Source organism: Salinimicrobium sp. CAU 1759, from assembly GCF_054482715.1.
In genome coordinates this window covers 1,114,260-1,128,119 of the sequence record NZ_JBTLRK010000001.1, presented here as the reverse complement: position 1 = coordinate 1,128,119, position 13,860 = coordinate 1,114,260, and the positions used below count along the sequence as shown (strand labels likewise).

The 13,860-nt window shown below is 35.5% G+C and carries 11 protein-coding genes; 3 read left to right on the top strand and 8 right to left on the bottom strand.

All coding sequences use genetic code 11. The features are described 5' to 3' along the window. Nucleotides 1-220: 220 nt before the first annotated feature. Nucleotides 221-1,564, top strand: coding sequence for a tyrosine-type recombinase/integrase (locus tag ACXYMT_RS05140; protein ID WP_459058014.1), 1,344 nt, complete (start codon nucleotides 221-223; stop codon nucleotides 1,562-1,564). Nucleotides 1,565-1,589: 25 nt separating this feature from the next. Here ACXYMT_RS05140 and ACXYMT_RS05135 read toward each other — a convergent pair whose 3' ends face one another. Next, a complete protein-coding gene (locus ACXYMT_RS05135) occupies nucleotides 1,590-4,598 on the bottom strand; it encodes an SIR2 family protein (RefSeq protein WP_459058013.1) in 3,009 nt (1,002 codons plus the stop codon). A 184-nt stretch (nucleotides 4,599-4,782) separates the two neighbouring features. Further along, entirely contained in the window at nucleotides 4,783-6,072 is a 1,290-nt protein-coding gene (locus ACXYMT_RS05130) for a hypothetical protein (protein ID WP_459058012.1), read from the bottom strand. A 620-nt stretch (nucleotides 6,073-6,692) separates the two neighbouring features. Here ACXYMT_RS05130 and ACXYMT_RS05125 point away from each other — a divergent pair. Together ACXYMT_RS05125 and ACXYMT_RS05120 are read left to right on the top strand one after the other, a co-directional pair. Continuing rightward, nucleotides 6,693-7,097 (top strand): Fic/DOC family N-terminal domain-containing protein, encoded by a 405-nt coding sequence (locus ACXYMT_RS05125; protein WP_459058011.1) that lies wholly within the window; start codon nucleotides 6,693-6,695, stop codon nucleotides 7,095-7,097. After that, nucleotides 7,094-7,828, top strand: a complete 735-nt coding sequence (locus ACXYMT_RS05120; protein ID WP_459058010.1) for a Fic family protein — start codon at nucleotides 7,094-7,096, stop codon at nucleotides 7,826-7,828. Before ACXYMT_RS05125 ends, ACXYMT_RS05120 begins: the two co-directional genes overlap by 4 nt. A 24-nt stretch (nucleotides 7,829-7,852) precedes the next feature. Here the strand turns inward: ACXYMT_RS05120 and ACXYMT_RS05115 are convergent, their stop codons facing one another. From ACXYMT_RS05115 to ACXYMT_RS05090, 6 genes are all read right to left on the bottom strand, one after another. Beyond that, nucleotides 7,853-8,290 carry a DUF6730 family protein gene (locus ACXYMT_RS05115; RefSeq protein WP_459058009.1) on the bottom strand — a complete coding sequence of 146 codons (438 nt, stop codon included), beginning with the start codon at nucleotides 8,288-8,290 and terminating at the stop codon, nucleotides 7,853-7,855. 11 nt (nucleotides 8,291-8,301) lie between these two features. Continuing rightward, nucleotides 8,302-9,168, bottom strand: coding sequence for a relaxase/mobilization nuclease domain-containing protein (locus tag ACXYMT_RS05110; RefSeq protein WP_459058008.1), 867 nt, complete (start codon nucleotides 9,166-9,168; stop codon nucleotides 8,302-8,304). Then, nucleotides 9,165-9,461, bottom strand: a complete 297-nt coding sequence (mbpA, locus tag ACXYMT_RS05105) for a mobilization protein MbpA (protein WP_459058007.1) — start codon at nucleotides 9,459-9,461, stop codon at nucleotides 9,165-9,167. Before mbpA ends, ACXYMT_RS05110 begins: the two co-directional genes overlap by 4 nt. A gap of 97 nt (nucleotides 9,462-9,558) precedes the next feature. Further along, nucleotides 9,559-10,455, bottom strand: a complete 897-nt coding sequence (locus tag ACXYMT_RS05100; RefSeq protein ID WP_459058006.1) for a toprim domain-containing protein — start codon at nucleotides 10,453-10,455, stop codon at nucleotides 9,559-9,561. A gap of 308 nt (nucleotides 10,456-10,763) precedes the next feature. After that, on the bottom strand, nucleotides 10,764-11,972 hold the full coding sequence (locus ACXYMT_RS05095) for a primase-helicase family protein (RefSeq protein WP_459058005.1): 1,209 nt from the start codon (nucleotides 11,970-11,972) through the stop codon (nucleotides 10,764-10,766). Nucleotides 11,973-13,154: 1,182 nt separating this feature from the next. Beyond that, nucleotides 13,155-13,860: TlpA family protein disulfide reductase (locus ACXYMT_RS05090; protein ID WP_459058004.1), on the bottom strand; the 706-nt coding region annotated here is incomplete at its 5' end.

Genomic DNA, 13,860 nt, shown 5'->3' with positions numbered 1-13,860 from the left:
AACAAAAAACCCTTGAAAATCAGGTGATTAACAAGGGTTTCAGTACTCGGAGCGGGATATAGAATATCATTTTTATTGTGATCCGTTACTCTACAATACCCCTACAATACTGTCTTTCAGAGAAATAAAATAATTTTCTATATCAAATAGCTTCATATAATGCCCCCAAATGTCGGGAAAGTGTCGGGAAAGATTTATTTTTATAATAAATTCTTTTGCCATGGCTACAGTGAAATATATCATTAGAGGAAAGGAAGACCCGGTGACAATTTACCTGCGTTTTATTCATGGTAGGAAACACGACTATACAAAGAGCACCGGCAAAATTGTAAATCTTTCCAACTGCATTTTATCCGGTAGTGGCAAGAAGAGTCCAATACTAGAAGGAGTGAAGAGGAATTCTCCCGAAATGAAAAACCTCAATAGAAGGTTGAGAGATCTCAAGAACCAAATTATTGATCGGTATGACGAAACTGATCCAGGTGAGATTAACGGTGAATGGCTTCAAAACCAAATTAATATTTTCAACGGGAAATCAATTCCAGGCGAAGAGACAAAAAGTGATTATTTAGTAGATGCTATTCAGTATGTAATAGATACTGCTGGGTTACGGGCAAATTCAAAAGGAGGGTTAGGTCTTTCTAAAAACCGTATTGATTCCTATAATAACCTTCTGAAGATCATTAGAACTTACCAGGGTAAAAAAAAGCTGAAAGTGCAGGACGTGAATATTAAATTCGGCAAGGATTTTCTTGAATGGATGCTTGATAAGAGAAACTATTCCGAAAGCTATGCAAAAAAGAAAATAGATGATCTAAAAACAGTTTGTGCTGATGCAGAAATCCATGGCCTCACAATTAGTCCTCAGCTCAAAAAAGTAAAGGGAGGCAAGACAAAAAACGAATATATTTTATACCTGAGTCCAGCAGAACTTAAACAAATTGAGCAGGCACCTCTTGAGAGCGAATCATTGAAAAACGCTCGAAAATGGCTTCTTTTAGGCTGCAATTTGGGGCAGAGAGGTCAGGATCTTCTTAATCTAACAGAGGACAACTTTGTCACTCGACATAAATTGGAAGTTATTGAGCTTAAGCAGCAAAAAACCGGAAAGCAGGTTACCATTCCCGTCCTACCTGTTACCAAAGAAATTTTAAGAGAAGGTCTTCCTTATAGTATTTCTCTCCAAAAGTTCAACGGGCTGCTAAAAAAACTCTGTAAGAAGGCTGGAATTAACGTAGTAATTGCAGGGACAAAAATTGAGATGGTAGACGAAGATGGAAAAGTTATACCTAAAGATAAAAATGGAAAACGAAAGGAAAAAGGTGAAAAACGAAAAGTCAAAGGATCTTATCCTAAGTGGCAATTAATGAGTTCACATGTTTGCAGGAGATCCTTTGCTACCAATACATACGGAAAACTGCCCACTCCTCTAATAATGCAGATCACAGCTCACAGCACAGAAAAAATGTTCCTTGGTTACATTGGAAAATCTTCAATGGATTATGCTCAACAAATTGCAGATTTTTATGCTAAGGAAGTTCAGAAAGACATTAGCTTCTCTTAAATACCTAATTAACCAAATGAACGGATCAATTCTGTATTCTTTTAAGGTTGAAATAAATCCTCTCAAGATTGGGATCTTCTTCTTTAAGTAAATATTTTTCAGTACTATCGAATATATATTCAGCCTTAACTATCTCCCGGTCAATTTCCTCAGGTCTTGAAAAATTCAACCATTCTGGTTCAAATTCCATTGGAGGATAATTTTTTAAATCAAATAGAAATTGATAGTATTTGTAAAAAATATTGTCACTTTCAATTAAGGAAAGATCAACCTTATTTTCGAAATACAGCACCAAAAAAAGATGGATATGGTGGTTAAAAAAAATGATGTTTTCACTCTTATTACTTAATTCTAGTTTTAAAATGGAATTAATTTCCTGTTTAAATTGGTTAATAAAATCCACATCTGAAATAACCTCATTCTCGATAGCATCATAGTATAAATAGTAGGTATTATTTTCCTTTTCAACCTCAGCCTTTAAATACTCTCTATATTCGACTTTTTGTCGATCGTCCAACATCGGATATAAATGCTTTGAACTAAAATTAGTCACATGAAAATTTATCCATTTTACATCTAAAAATTCCAATGTAGTAGCTGAACTACAACTTGTAAGCAGACTATAAAAGCAATTGTTTAACTTATAACGCTCATATATTACGATTAAAAGCTCTTTCTTCTCTTTTTGGGGAATTAAATGCCCCTTTCTGATTAAAAAGATATTTACAAATTTGAGACTACTAGAGACCTCTTTAAATTCCGCGTATCTAAGAAACTCGGTGAGTGGCTCAAAATATCTGAATAATGCTTTTTCATCTAATTCTAAAAAAGATAATAAAATGCAGATATTACTGAACTGACGATCAATAAATCTATAAAATGTCTCTTTCCCTTTAAAATGAGTTTTGAATATCAGAGATTCACTCTTGCCTCCGAAAAATTTGTTTTGTTCATATGCATTATTTAAGAATTGAGAAATGTGATTGTACAATTTATTAATTTCATCCTCGTGAAACTTTATGTTTTGCAGTTCTGATTTCCGCAAGATTTTATACAAATTCTCTGGATCAGCTCTTCTAATAAGAATATCGGATATCCAAAAATTAAAATATTTTATATGTGGTTTTCCAAAATTGAACGTTCTACTGTTTAAGGGAATATCTTTTATAAGATATCCGACAATAATGCTTTCAAAGGATTTCTGAAAAGAATGATTTACTTCATAAAAGTTATCTTCAATTATATAATTAAAGTTCAGGAAATTATCTAATTCCTTCATTCTATTCAACAATCCGGTGAAGCTGGCGCCTCCAGATCCACCTCCTTTTATTCTATCTAATGTTTCTAATGTCGTAACTTTTAAACTGTCAAGATCAATACAAAGCCGATGAACTATTTTTCCATTATTAAGGTCTTTATAAAACCTATACACATCCTTATCGTAAAAAAATTTTAATTTCTCTAATTCCCTATCGAGGTCATAGGAACTTCCAACTTGTTTGAGATTTTCATAATCCTCAAATCCTATTTCATCATTGTCCACATGGGAATAGACAAGAAACTTTGATAAGTTGAATAAGTTGAATTTGGCAAGAAAGCTTACGTCGAACCTCCCCTGTTTATTAGATTTTTGCAGAAGATCTTGAAAGGACTTAAAACTCTTTAGGTAATCTCCAATTTTGTATAGTAGGTACGAGTACTTCAAATCTTCTAAAATTTCAGTCGAACTGGAAATTCTATAAGCCTCTGATTTTTTTAAGATTTTTTGATATTCAAAACGGTCTAGAAGACATCCAAAACAATCACAAACTTTCCCCTTCTCTTTCCAATTAATTTCATATATGTCATTTTCATTTGGAATATATTGTCCAAGTCCTTTTGGTTTACCAGCATATGCAATTTCATTTATTCCAGATCCTAATAGAATTTTTTTAATGTAATAAGCTTGTTTACTTAGTTCATTTTGCGCGGAACTGGCACTAAATACTTCCACCAGAGCATCATAAATATTTCTACTAAAAAAAATTAATCTATCCTCATCAACATTTAAATTTGGTGGTTGCTTAGAGTCTTTATTAAAAGGATATAAAGAGGCAAGAAATGATTTTGGAAGAACACTGAGACATCCAAACCTTTTTAAGGATTCAAAAGACGTCTCAACCACATTTTTGAAGCTGGCCTCTTCCGTCAAAGAATAGTCATTGTCAAACAGTTTAATTTTAGATAAATAATTTAAAATGGAATATACTTTCTGTCCTTTGGTTGATAAAGAACCATTAGGAGGGTTTACTGCAAAGAGCTCAGGATTGTAATTAATAATATTGATACCAAAATTATTGAAATAAGACTTCTCTGAATTTGGAACTTCTATTTCAGGAGTTATTAAGTAAGCTTTTTGTTTATGCTTTTTCAATAAATGTTGCACCTCTCTGAGCAAAATCTTTAGGTTAATATCAGAGAAACTGTATCCCACAAACAAAATCACCTTATTACTAAATAAGGATTTCACAAAAGTTTCTTTGAGTATGTTTGTGTTTGAAAATTCCAGATAATCAGTTTCCTTTAAAACAATATTCTTATTATTGAAATCTCCATGGTACTTAATTAATAGATTTTTATGATCTGCATATGGTAGATCAGGATCTTTCGAAATTACCGAAAAGGGAAGACCTTCGTGATCAATAACTTCTTCAAAAAAATAATCATAATTTGTAGTTACAATATGCTGAGGATTTAATTCGAACAAAATTTTATGAATAGGATTTGCAGTGGTAGAAGATTCAAATATCAAATTCCTAAGAATTTCATTATATTCTTTTTCACCCTTCTCATTGTATAACAGTTGAGCCAATTTTAATGGGTCACTCTCATGAGTGTCAAAATCCAGCTTTTTCTTTATCTTATTGATCAGCTGACTCCACAAAAGTAGTCCAGAGTCAAACGAAACTCCAGCCCCGGCAAAAATGACTAACCGGTCTTGTGTAATAGCTTTTTTGATCTGGGCCAGATTATTTTGAAGATATTTTAATTCCAATTTGAATAAAGTTGAAGTTATTTTAAAAAGATATTTTTTTGATAATATGGTGATTTATTGACTTGATTAAACCGAGAATTTCTAATCAAAGTCAAAAGATCTCTGATTAAACCTGGATTTAAAAAAATCATTTTCCTTACAAAAATCATTATTCTTCATTTCGTCATATAGAATTATTCGCTGTCTAGCTGAAAAGTTTGGCTTCAATTCGAGCAAATTTTTCCAGTTGTTCATCAATTCTTCTTTCTTCGTCGCCAATCTTGACTTCTTCGGCTTCTTGTTTTCCGATCTTTCCTTGGAGGCGGTCAATATCACCCGATACTGCCTTGATACGTCGTGGAAGGTGCTCCAAAGGGTCTTCAACTCCAAAAACGTCTCGCTCTCTAGCTCGAATTGCTTGCTCCTCTGCTCTAAGCTCTTCTGCTTTTGAATTATATCGGTTTTCCAGGTCTTTATGTCTCTGTTCAATTTTTTTGTATTCTGTTCGTTCTCTTTTTTCAGCTTCTCTAAGGCTTCTCTCCTCTGGTTCAAATTCTGAATATAGGTCTGCTTCTTGTTCTGTTTCCATTTCTGCCAGTCTTGCTCTTGCTGCTTCTGAAAGTTTTCCAACTCGATTGACTTCAACTCTAAGATCTTCTTCAACTGTATGAAATTGATCAGTCTCCATACTTCGTTCAATTGCATATACAAGCTCTCTAATTCTGGCTCTTCTGCATGTGGAAGATTCTTGAAAAAAGCTTCTTTGCTGCTCATTAATTGATGGAAATTCTCTTCTATTCTCGCCGGTAATGGAAAAGTAGTCTGTATAGAATTCTTCATGGTTAAAAACCCATTTTGTATTTATTCCCGAATCTATAATTTCTTTCAATTCATCTTTGTCGCCATGAGGCAAATCAATTTGTATTGTGTCTATACCAAGGCTGATCAATTTTGCCTTCTTTTTGTCATCAACAGGATGAGTGATGACTATTTCAATAAATAAGAGTGGAGCCCCATTGCTATCGTAAAATGTCAGATCCGGACGTATATATTTGTTCTTGTTTCCGCTTTCATTTTCTTCGGCTGGATCGATCTGTAAATTCCTATCTATAAAAATTGTCTGCTGAGCCTTAACTTTTTCTGCAAACATTTCTTTTTCCTCCTGAAGTAAAAGTGGAGGATTAGAAGAACCAAGAGGAGGATATTTTACCACTTTCGGAAGGAGAATGGAACCTTTTTGAATGATTATTTTTTCAACAACTCTTTCCAGGTATTTTCTACTATCAAAAGAGCAGTGGAATGTATCTCGTGATTCTGGATCTACAATGTGTCTAAAAAAAGATCTATGTTTTGGATTTTTCTTTTGTATAACAGCCTCTAAAGGTCGTTTACAGCCGATACAGGTATAACCCCGCCTACCACTCTCAGCTCTCGATATATAAATATCATCTCCTTCAAAGCTTGCATATTGTGTATCAAAGATTTCCTTTTTCATTATTATTCCAATTCAACTTTATCTATCTCCTTCATGAGCCTATTCGTCTCATTTAAAGCTATTATGATCTTTTTGATAATAAAGTATGTCTTCAAAACTCAACTTTCTGGTCACATGAATTTCAGGGACTAAAGAGTGAATTAGGTTTTCAAGGTCTCCACGGTAGGAATGTTCTCTGGAAATTCCGGACCTGTATCGGTCATTCAGAAATTCAAGATACTGTGGTATAGTCATTTTTATAAGAATTAGATTTACTGGCTACAGTCTACCGGTAGGTAGAACCAGGTTCTGCGGCTTATATAGTAAATCTATAAAATAATCTTAAAATTAAGCTGTTATTCCCTTGGAGAGTATGGATATTTAATGAACTTTTTATTCATGTAGTACAGGTTAAAATTTAAGGATCAGAAAATGAAATCTTTGTTACAACTAGTTCTTACTTGCCGAGACTGGTAAATCCCTCTTTCAGTTTTTTTTACAGGAGGTCCTTTTCATAGTCATTTAGCTTTAATTAGAGGATAGCTTATTTTAGTTTTTGAGTAAAAATTGGAATAAGAGATGTTGTAATTTTAATTTTCACTTAATTTGTGGAATAAGTAGGATAGTAATTCCATTTTTCAATGAAAACATTTACGGCTGGAAAATCAGTTAACCAAGGATATTTCAAAAGCTTTCAACCCACCTTTATAAATAAAGATTGGGAAATTGACAATATGGAGATTTTCAATCTTTTAAGTAAAGCAGATCGCCATCTTGGAAGATTAGACATGTATTCCGAATATGTCAATATTGAATTGTTTATTAGCATGCATATTGCTAAAGAGGCCACACAATCTTCTAAAATTGAGGGTACTCAAACGAACATGGAAGAGGCTTTTTTAGATAAAGCTGATATTTCTCTGGATAAAAGAGATGACTGGGAGGAAGTGCAAAATTACATCGCTGCCATGAATGAAGCAGTTAAAATGTTACACACGCTTCCATTCTCATCACGGCTAATCAAACAAACCCATAAATTCTTTTGAGCGGAGTAAGAGGTGAGCATAAATTACCTGGAGAATATCGTACAAGTCAAAATTGGATTGGTGGTGCAAATCTTAATGATGCAGTTTTCATTCCCCCAGTCCACACTTCTGTGGGGGATCTTATGTCAGACATTGAAAAGTTTGCAAATAATGATCTCAATCCCTTGCCTGATTTATTAAAGATTGCACTTATTCATTATCAATTTGAGACCATCCATCCATTTCTGGACGGGAATGGAAGAGTTGGAAGGCTTCTGATAACATTATACCTTGTGAACAAAGGGATTTTGAAGCAGCCAATTCTTTATTTATCGGATTTTTTCGAAAGGAATAGAGTCTTGTATTATGACAACCTCATGCGGGTTAGAACACATAATGATCTAACACAATGGTTCAAGTTTTTCCTTACTGGAGTTATTGAAACTGCAAAATCTGGCGTAAATACATTTAATGGTATTATGCAATTGCAGAAGGAAGTAGAGTCAAAAATTCAAGGCTTAGGATCTCGAAGTGGGGACGGTAAAAAAGTTTTGGAATATCTCTATACTAAACCTATTGTTGATGCGTCTAAAGTGGCAATGATTATTGATAAGACGCCTACTTCTGCTTATAAACTGATTTCTCTACTTGAAGAAAAAGAAATTCTTAAAGAAATTACCGGAGGGCAAAGAGGAAGGTTATACGTATTTGAAAATTATTTAAATTTATTTGATTCAGCTAAACATAATTAGGAGGGATTAGGCCTAATTAGTGTCTTAGGGAATATCATGATTTTGTAGCCATTGATCAAATATCTCTTTCTGCTCAGGATACCCTTCAAAAAATATATCATATTCTCTGGATTGGTGATTTTCAAATTTTTCATCTTTAAATGTTATTAATTCAAAACTGAGATATCCAATCAAGCTGACGAGTAGGATCAGAAGACTTCCTAAGATCATGCCTAAATTTTTAGGGAGTATGTAGGCATTTTTTAATTTTATATTAATAGCAGTTAGTCTTTCAGCTGCTATTGCTTCCTTTTCCTGTTGCTGCTGAAAGAAAAATTTTAACTGTTTTTCCAACACCTCAGTAGTAATAGGAATGCTCCGGGTGTTGAGATCATCAGTCATTTTTTTCATCTGCAAGAGACCATTTTGAAAGTCTTGCATTTCATCAGCCATAAGTTCCATGATTTCATCCAGCTTCTTCATCTTGTTTTATTTTAAAATCCTATGCCTGGATCCAGCGCCCTTTTTATGGTTTGCTTCACCAAATCCTTCACCATTTTATTTATAAATCCGGTGCTAAGTTGAATTGTATTACTGGCCAACTTGAAAGACTTTGGTGCTTCTTTTAATTTTGTGAAACTATTATTCTGGCTAATTCCAAGGACAATTTTACTGCCACTCATAGATCGGTGTATCTCACTTCCCTTTAGGTTTATGCCTTTAAATTCGAACCGGAAACCCTGTAGCTGATTCGATTTGTTGATTGATGGGATCACCGTCACCCGGTGCTCCTGCATTCTTTTTATGTACTCATCTAGAGATTTCGGTTTAGAGAGGGAAACCTTTTCATGAATATTCTGAACTTCCTTGCGATGTTGATTTAGCTCCTGAAGCTTATCCTGTTGCACTTCCCTGACCCTTGTAAGTCCCATCTCCCTGGCCACGTTATCTGCAGCAATTTGACTTCTTTTTCCAATAAAGTTGTCCTTGTACGTCTCTCCTGTCATACTTATGCGATTCACATAAATATGAATATGGGTGTGTTCCTTATCTCTATGAACAAAGGAAATTGCCTGGTGGTTTTTTAGGTTCATCTCTCTCAAGAATCGCTTGGCTATTTCTCCCAGATCTTTCCGGGTTATATTTTTTCCGTCTTCTATGGTGGGACTCACCACAAAGCTTAAGGTGTTATTGATGCATCTGTTATTTTGTGACTGTATGATCTTAAATTCTTCGGCAATCTCCTGCGGTGTATCTCCTGCCAAAAATTCTTTAAGAACCACTTCGGCATCTTTCTCCTGGTTCCAGCCATATGCTATAGATTCTTTTGTCCGCGATATGGAGTGTCCCTTCCCAATCATTTTCTAAAGTTTTTTAAGTGGGTTCTTATTTCTTCAGCCAGATTTTTCACAGTCGCAGCTAGCTGAGGATCTCGATTTTTAAACATGCTGCTTATTCTGGAAAAGTTAGTTTTGTATTGTACGAGTAAGCGGTAGAATTCCAGTTGTTCTGGTGTAATTCTTTCAACAATATTTCTTTCAAAAGCAGTGGACCGGAGGTATTCTGAAAGAGAAATTCCTGCCCTGGCCGCTCTTTTTTTGAGTAGCTTCTTCTCGTAAATCGAGCAGCGAATTTGAATGAATTCTCGTTTCATTTTTTGTTTTCAGTCTTTGCAACCTCCGGGCGCAAAGCAAGATTGTCATGACAATGACACATCTTGCTTTGCTACTCAAAAAAGTAGAAGTAAGTCATTAGCCTGATTTTGTTTTTAATGGTTTATACTTCCTGTCATGGGTGCTATGAATAAGTTTATCATTCAAATCTTTATGGCCTTTAAACAACTGGCTCCCATCCTTACAATGAGAGCAGCTTCTCAGAACATTTTCAGTTGCTCCGATTCCAGCAGAGTCGCGGTCCAGGTATAATGTCACAGTTAAATAGAGGGTGAAAATCTCAAGGACCTCAGGTAAAAAAGACAGAGAATTCAGAATCAATAGATCAGCCTTTTCAATTTCTTCGGGATTGATAACTGCTAAAGACAGAAGATCAAACATTCCTTCCAGTACAATGATCTGGTTATTTCCCCGATTCAGATAGGAATAGCTTTTAGGAGGTGTGGAGGTTTTGAAGTAAAGGTTGCGAAGCTCCCAGCCTCCTAAATGGTTCTGCAGGCCCAAGGCAAAGAATCTTTTACCATTCGATATATACCAGATTTCCTTGCAGTAGATTTGTGCTACTTCAACAGGGATATTGCGAGTTTGAAGATATTTCTTGAGCATTTTATGTTCTATAGGTAAGATCTTCCAAACCTTATTTGCACGTTCTATTTCCTTACACCTAATTTGGATATTCAGAGAAGAATTAGCAACGGGTATCCCATCTGACAAATAAGCCAGTGCTTCGGCTACGGAACAACTTAAGATTAGGCATACCAGGTCGATCACGTTTCCTCCTTTCCCAATACCGAAGTCATACCACCTGTTCAATCTAAAGGAGATTTTAAAAGAGGCTTCTTTTTCAATTCTCAGGGGACTTAGGAACCAGGCTTCTTTTTCTGATTTGCGAGTGGGGATGTGACCCATCTTTATCAGCGTTTCAAAGATGCCTATGCTTCGTGCTTCCTCACAGTTCATCTTTTTTGTTCTCATCAGCATATTATTTACATCAAATTGTAGCTTTTTATAAAGAAACTTGTCGTCTCGTTTTTTGTCATCATTTTATTTTTGATGACAGTTTGATGACAAAATGATGACAGCTGGAACCCTTGCTATTACTAGTCTTATCTTACTTTGTCATCAATTCATCAAAAAATAGAATAGTTTCAAAAGTTTTTCTTTCAAAAGCAGTCTTCATTTTGATGAAACGATGACAGCAGCTGAAACCTCCCGCAAACACTGGAGTTTCCCTGTCATCGTTTTGTCATCATTTCATCATTTTTTCCCCCAGAAGCAGGAATTCAGGTATTTTTGACATCCTCAAAATTCTCCAGGAGGAAATTTTTGTTTATAGTGAAATAGCGTCCTTTAGCTTCTCTGAAGGTAGTAGAGCCATCTCCCCAGAGCAGGAACTTTTGATAGCGGTTCGAGTTGCTTTGGTTCTCCAGTTTCCACTCCTTCTTCAGAATATTGCGGATTTGGGTAAGATCGAAGCGGAGCCTTGATTTATTTATAGCGTTATAAGCATCCATCGGGCAAAGATCAAGTGTTTCCAGATCATGGTCTTCCATGATCATTAGAAGAATACCGGCCAATTCCCTTTCCACCCGGTTCCGGTTATTCTGCACCAGTCTTTTCAAGGCAGGAGTTTCTATTTGATCAGCTGTAAACCACATCCTTGTCTGGTGTTTGGAATAGAGCTTCCTATTTTTCAAGTAAAACAGAAAAGCCGGTATTTCTTTGGACAGGGCTTCCAAAAACCCCGTTTGCTCTTTTTTTATAACCGGTACCTGCAGAACCCAGAAGCGAGTTTCGTGGTGATCTATTTTGATAAAGTTTTCTTCATTGTTACTACAGAGGATAAACTTACCGAAGAATTCCACTTCCCGCTTGTCTTTCCCCTTGGCCTCAAGTTTATTGATGTTGGTAGTACTGAGGTATTTGATCCTTTCTGTAAGTTCCTCTTTGTTGAACAGTACTTCATCTATACAGATTAAGAGTTTGTTTGCCCAATCTGAGTTGAACTGGCTAGTGAAACTGTCGTTAGTGAGATAAGTGAGATTGTTCTCAAAGATGAGCTTAAGCCATTTTAGAAAAGTACTCTTCCCCGTTGAACGTTCCCGGGACACCAGGCAGAGAATAGGCAGGATTTGAGTGGGCCTGGTAAATAATAGCTGCAGGTAATCCAGACCAAGCTCATAATAAGTTCCAAAGATGTGCCTGACAAATTTGAAAGATACCCCACAATGTCCCTCTTTTAGCATGTGACTTAACGGCGCATAGGTATTGTAGAAATCATGGAAGGAGGATTTAAAATTCAGATGGTCCGGGATACAGGTGAAGCCATCATATTTCGGAATGGCTGCAAGAAAAGTCTTTCCGTGGTCCTGTCGGATCGTTTCAATATTCCATGGCACCAGGGCTTCATTTTCCACGCCGGAGATACTTGGAGCATTTACCAGTTTGTAGTACTGGGTGCCGACCCTAATGTATGACTTTTTTTTCTCCACAATCAAAATTGTTGGAATCGTTTTGTAGTGACAATTATTCACTTAAAGATAATTACAACCTCTTGTTTTTGAACTATTAATACAAAAAATAAGTTTTGGATACGAATCATTTAAAATGATATTATTCAAAAATAATTTCATTTATAAAATGGCCAGATGAGGGCAGATAAAGCTTCTGGAATAAAGGGCGGAATTTTTAGTTTTTGAGATTACAGGAAGAAAAAAGCAGGAAGAGCAAAAAATGCCATTAAATCCAATTCTTGAATTTCATCTTTTTCATGATTTACTTTTTGTATCTCGAGCGTTTTCCATTTTCTCAAAAACTAATTTTTGCATCTGAACAAGTTCTCTTTTTACTTTTGATTTACTTCCCGTAGAGCCGTCGCTGTTACCATTTTCCGTTGCTCCTTTAGGGAATTTAGGATTAGGATAGGCCGTATCGATATTTTGGTGGAAAGACCTTGAGTTTCATTCAGGCCGGCTAACTTCTAAATTCCGTTGTTTTGCAATAGTATAAATGGTAACAGCGATGGGAGTAGGTGAAAAATTAGGTGAAGAGGCATCTATCATTACTGGAAATTAATTGCTTAAAGGATTTGGCGGACTCTTGACTAACGGATAGTACAAAATTCTATTTTTTAGAACATCCTCACTAATCCGTTAGTCATGTGTCCAAGACCTCCCCCCAAAGCTCTTTTCCTGAAACGCAGTGGAAGGGAATGTGCTTTGGGGATCATAGATTTAAAGTTTTATCTATGAAGGAAATTAAAGATTTTCATTTCTGAGAGAAGAAGGTTTGAGGCTGTAGGTTATCACTTGTGGAGAATCTGTAAATTGGTATTTTTATTTTAAAATGACCCTATAGTCTTTTTCACTATTGAGTTGATCAGAAGGAGAATCTAGTGATAGGGCTTTCCAGTAGAGAAAACCTAAGTTTTTCATTTAATGCGTTGTCTGAGGAGGCGTGTGGACAAAATAAACCTTAAAACTAATGGTACTGCTAATTATTCAGGGTCTTTGGCGCACCTGTGAAAAGAAGGGTGAATGTGCCCGTTAAACCCTTGGAAAATCACCTCAATTATTTCACCTTTTATCAAAAATGTTCAACTTTGGATTCTTTTACAGAGGTCACCCACTCACTTGAATAGGCTCTTTGAACCTTTTATGTGCAGTTTTTATGAACTAGTATAAATGTGGCTTGAGACGAGCTGTTAAATCACCTTCACCGTACCCCGTCCATTTGTCCACAATTTCTCCTTTCGGACTTATGAGAACAAATGTTGGGAAGCCGGTAACTCCGTAACTTATGGATGTTTCGCTAAATCTTCCTTTTCCATCCCAGATGCTGTTCCATTTCACTCCATCTCTTTCTACTCCTTCTAACCAAGCCTCTTTTTGTGGATCTCCAGAGAAACTTATAATGGTCAAAGAATCGCTGTAATTCTTGTAAACCAGGGAGAGTTCCTCAACTGCTTGCATAGAAGCCCCGCAATGAGTTGAAGTAAAGTCAATTAAAGTAAATTTTTCATTATCCCTAATGTTGGAAAGCTTAACCTTCTCCTTTTCTTGATTTAATCCTTCGAAATCATAGAAGGTATCACCGATTTCCAAAACATCTCTTTTTAGATAAGTCCTAACGACATTGCCATACTTGCTATTCCTGATTTCCTCGGGATATTTCTTAAATATTGATTTTACAGTATCTTTTGGAAGCTGATTTTTCAAGTAGCCCAAGTCGATGATACTAATAAATGTTTTATTATTTTTAATATACTGGATTCTTTTTGCCAGAGTAATGCTATCGATCTTACCAATTCTTGTCCAAATTTCCTTACCGCGTTTTTGCTGCTCTTCTGGAGACAAGGCAACAAAAAAATTAATTAATGAA

Bases quoted from the DNA above. Each gene is read 5' to 3' on its own strand.
- ACXYMT_RS05130 (WP_459058012.1), bottom strand. From the start codon at position 6,072: ATGAAAAAGGAAATCTTTGATACACAATATGCAAGCTTTGAAGGAGAT.
- ACXYMT_RS05115 (WP_459058009.1), bottom strand. From the start codon at position 8,290: ATGAAGAAGCTGGATGAAATCATGGAACTTATGGCTGATGAAATGCAA.
- ACXYMT_RS05125 (WP_459058011.1), top strand. From the start codon at position 6,693: ATGAAAACATTTACGGCTGGAAAATCAGTTAACCAAGGATATTTCAAA.
- ACXYMT_RS05140 (WP_459058014.1), top strand. From the start codon at position 221: ATGGCTACAGTGAAATATATCATTAGAGGAAAGGAAGACCCGGTGACA.
- ACXYMT_RS05100 (WP_459058006.1), bottom strand. From the start codon at position 10,455: ATGAGAACAAAAAAGATGAACTGTGAGGAAGCACGAAGCATAGGCATC.
- ACXYMT_RS05110 (WP_459058008.1), bottom strand. From the start codon at position 9,168: ATGATTGGGAAGGGACACTCCATATCGCGGACAAAAGAATCTATAGCA.
- mbpA (WP_459058007.1), bottom strand. From the start codon at position 9,461: ATGAAACGAGAATTCATTCAAATTCGCTGCTCGATTTACGAGAAGAAG.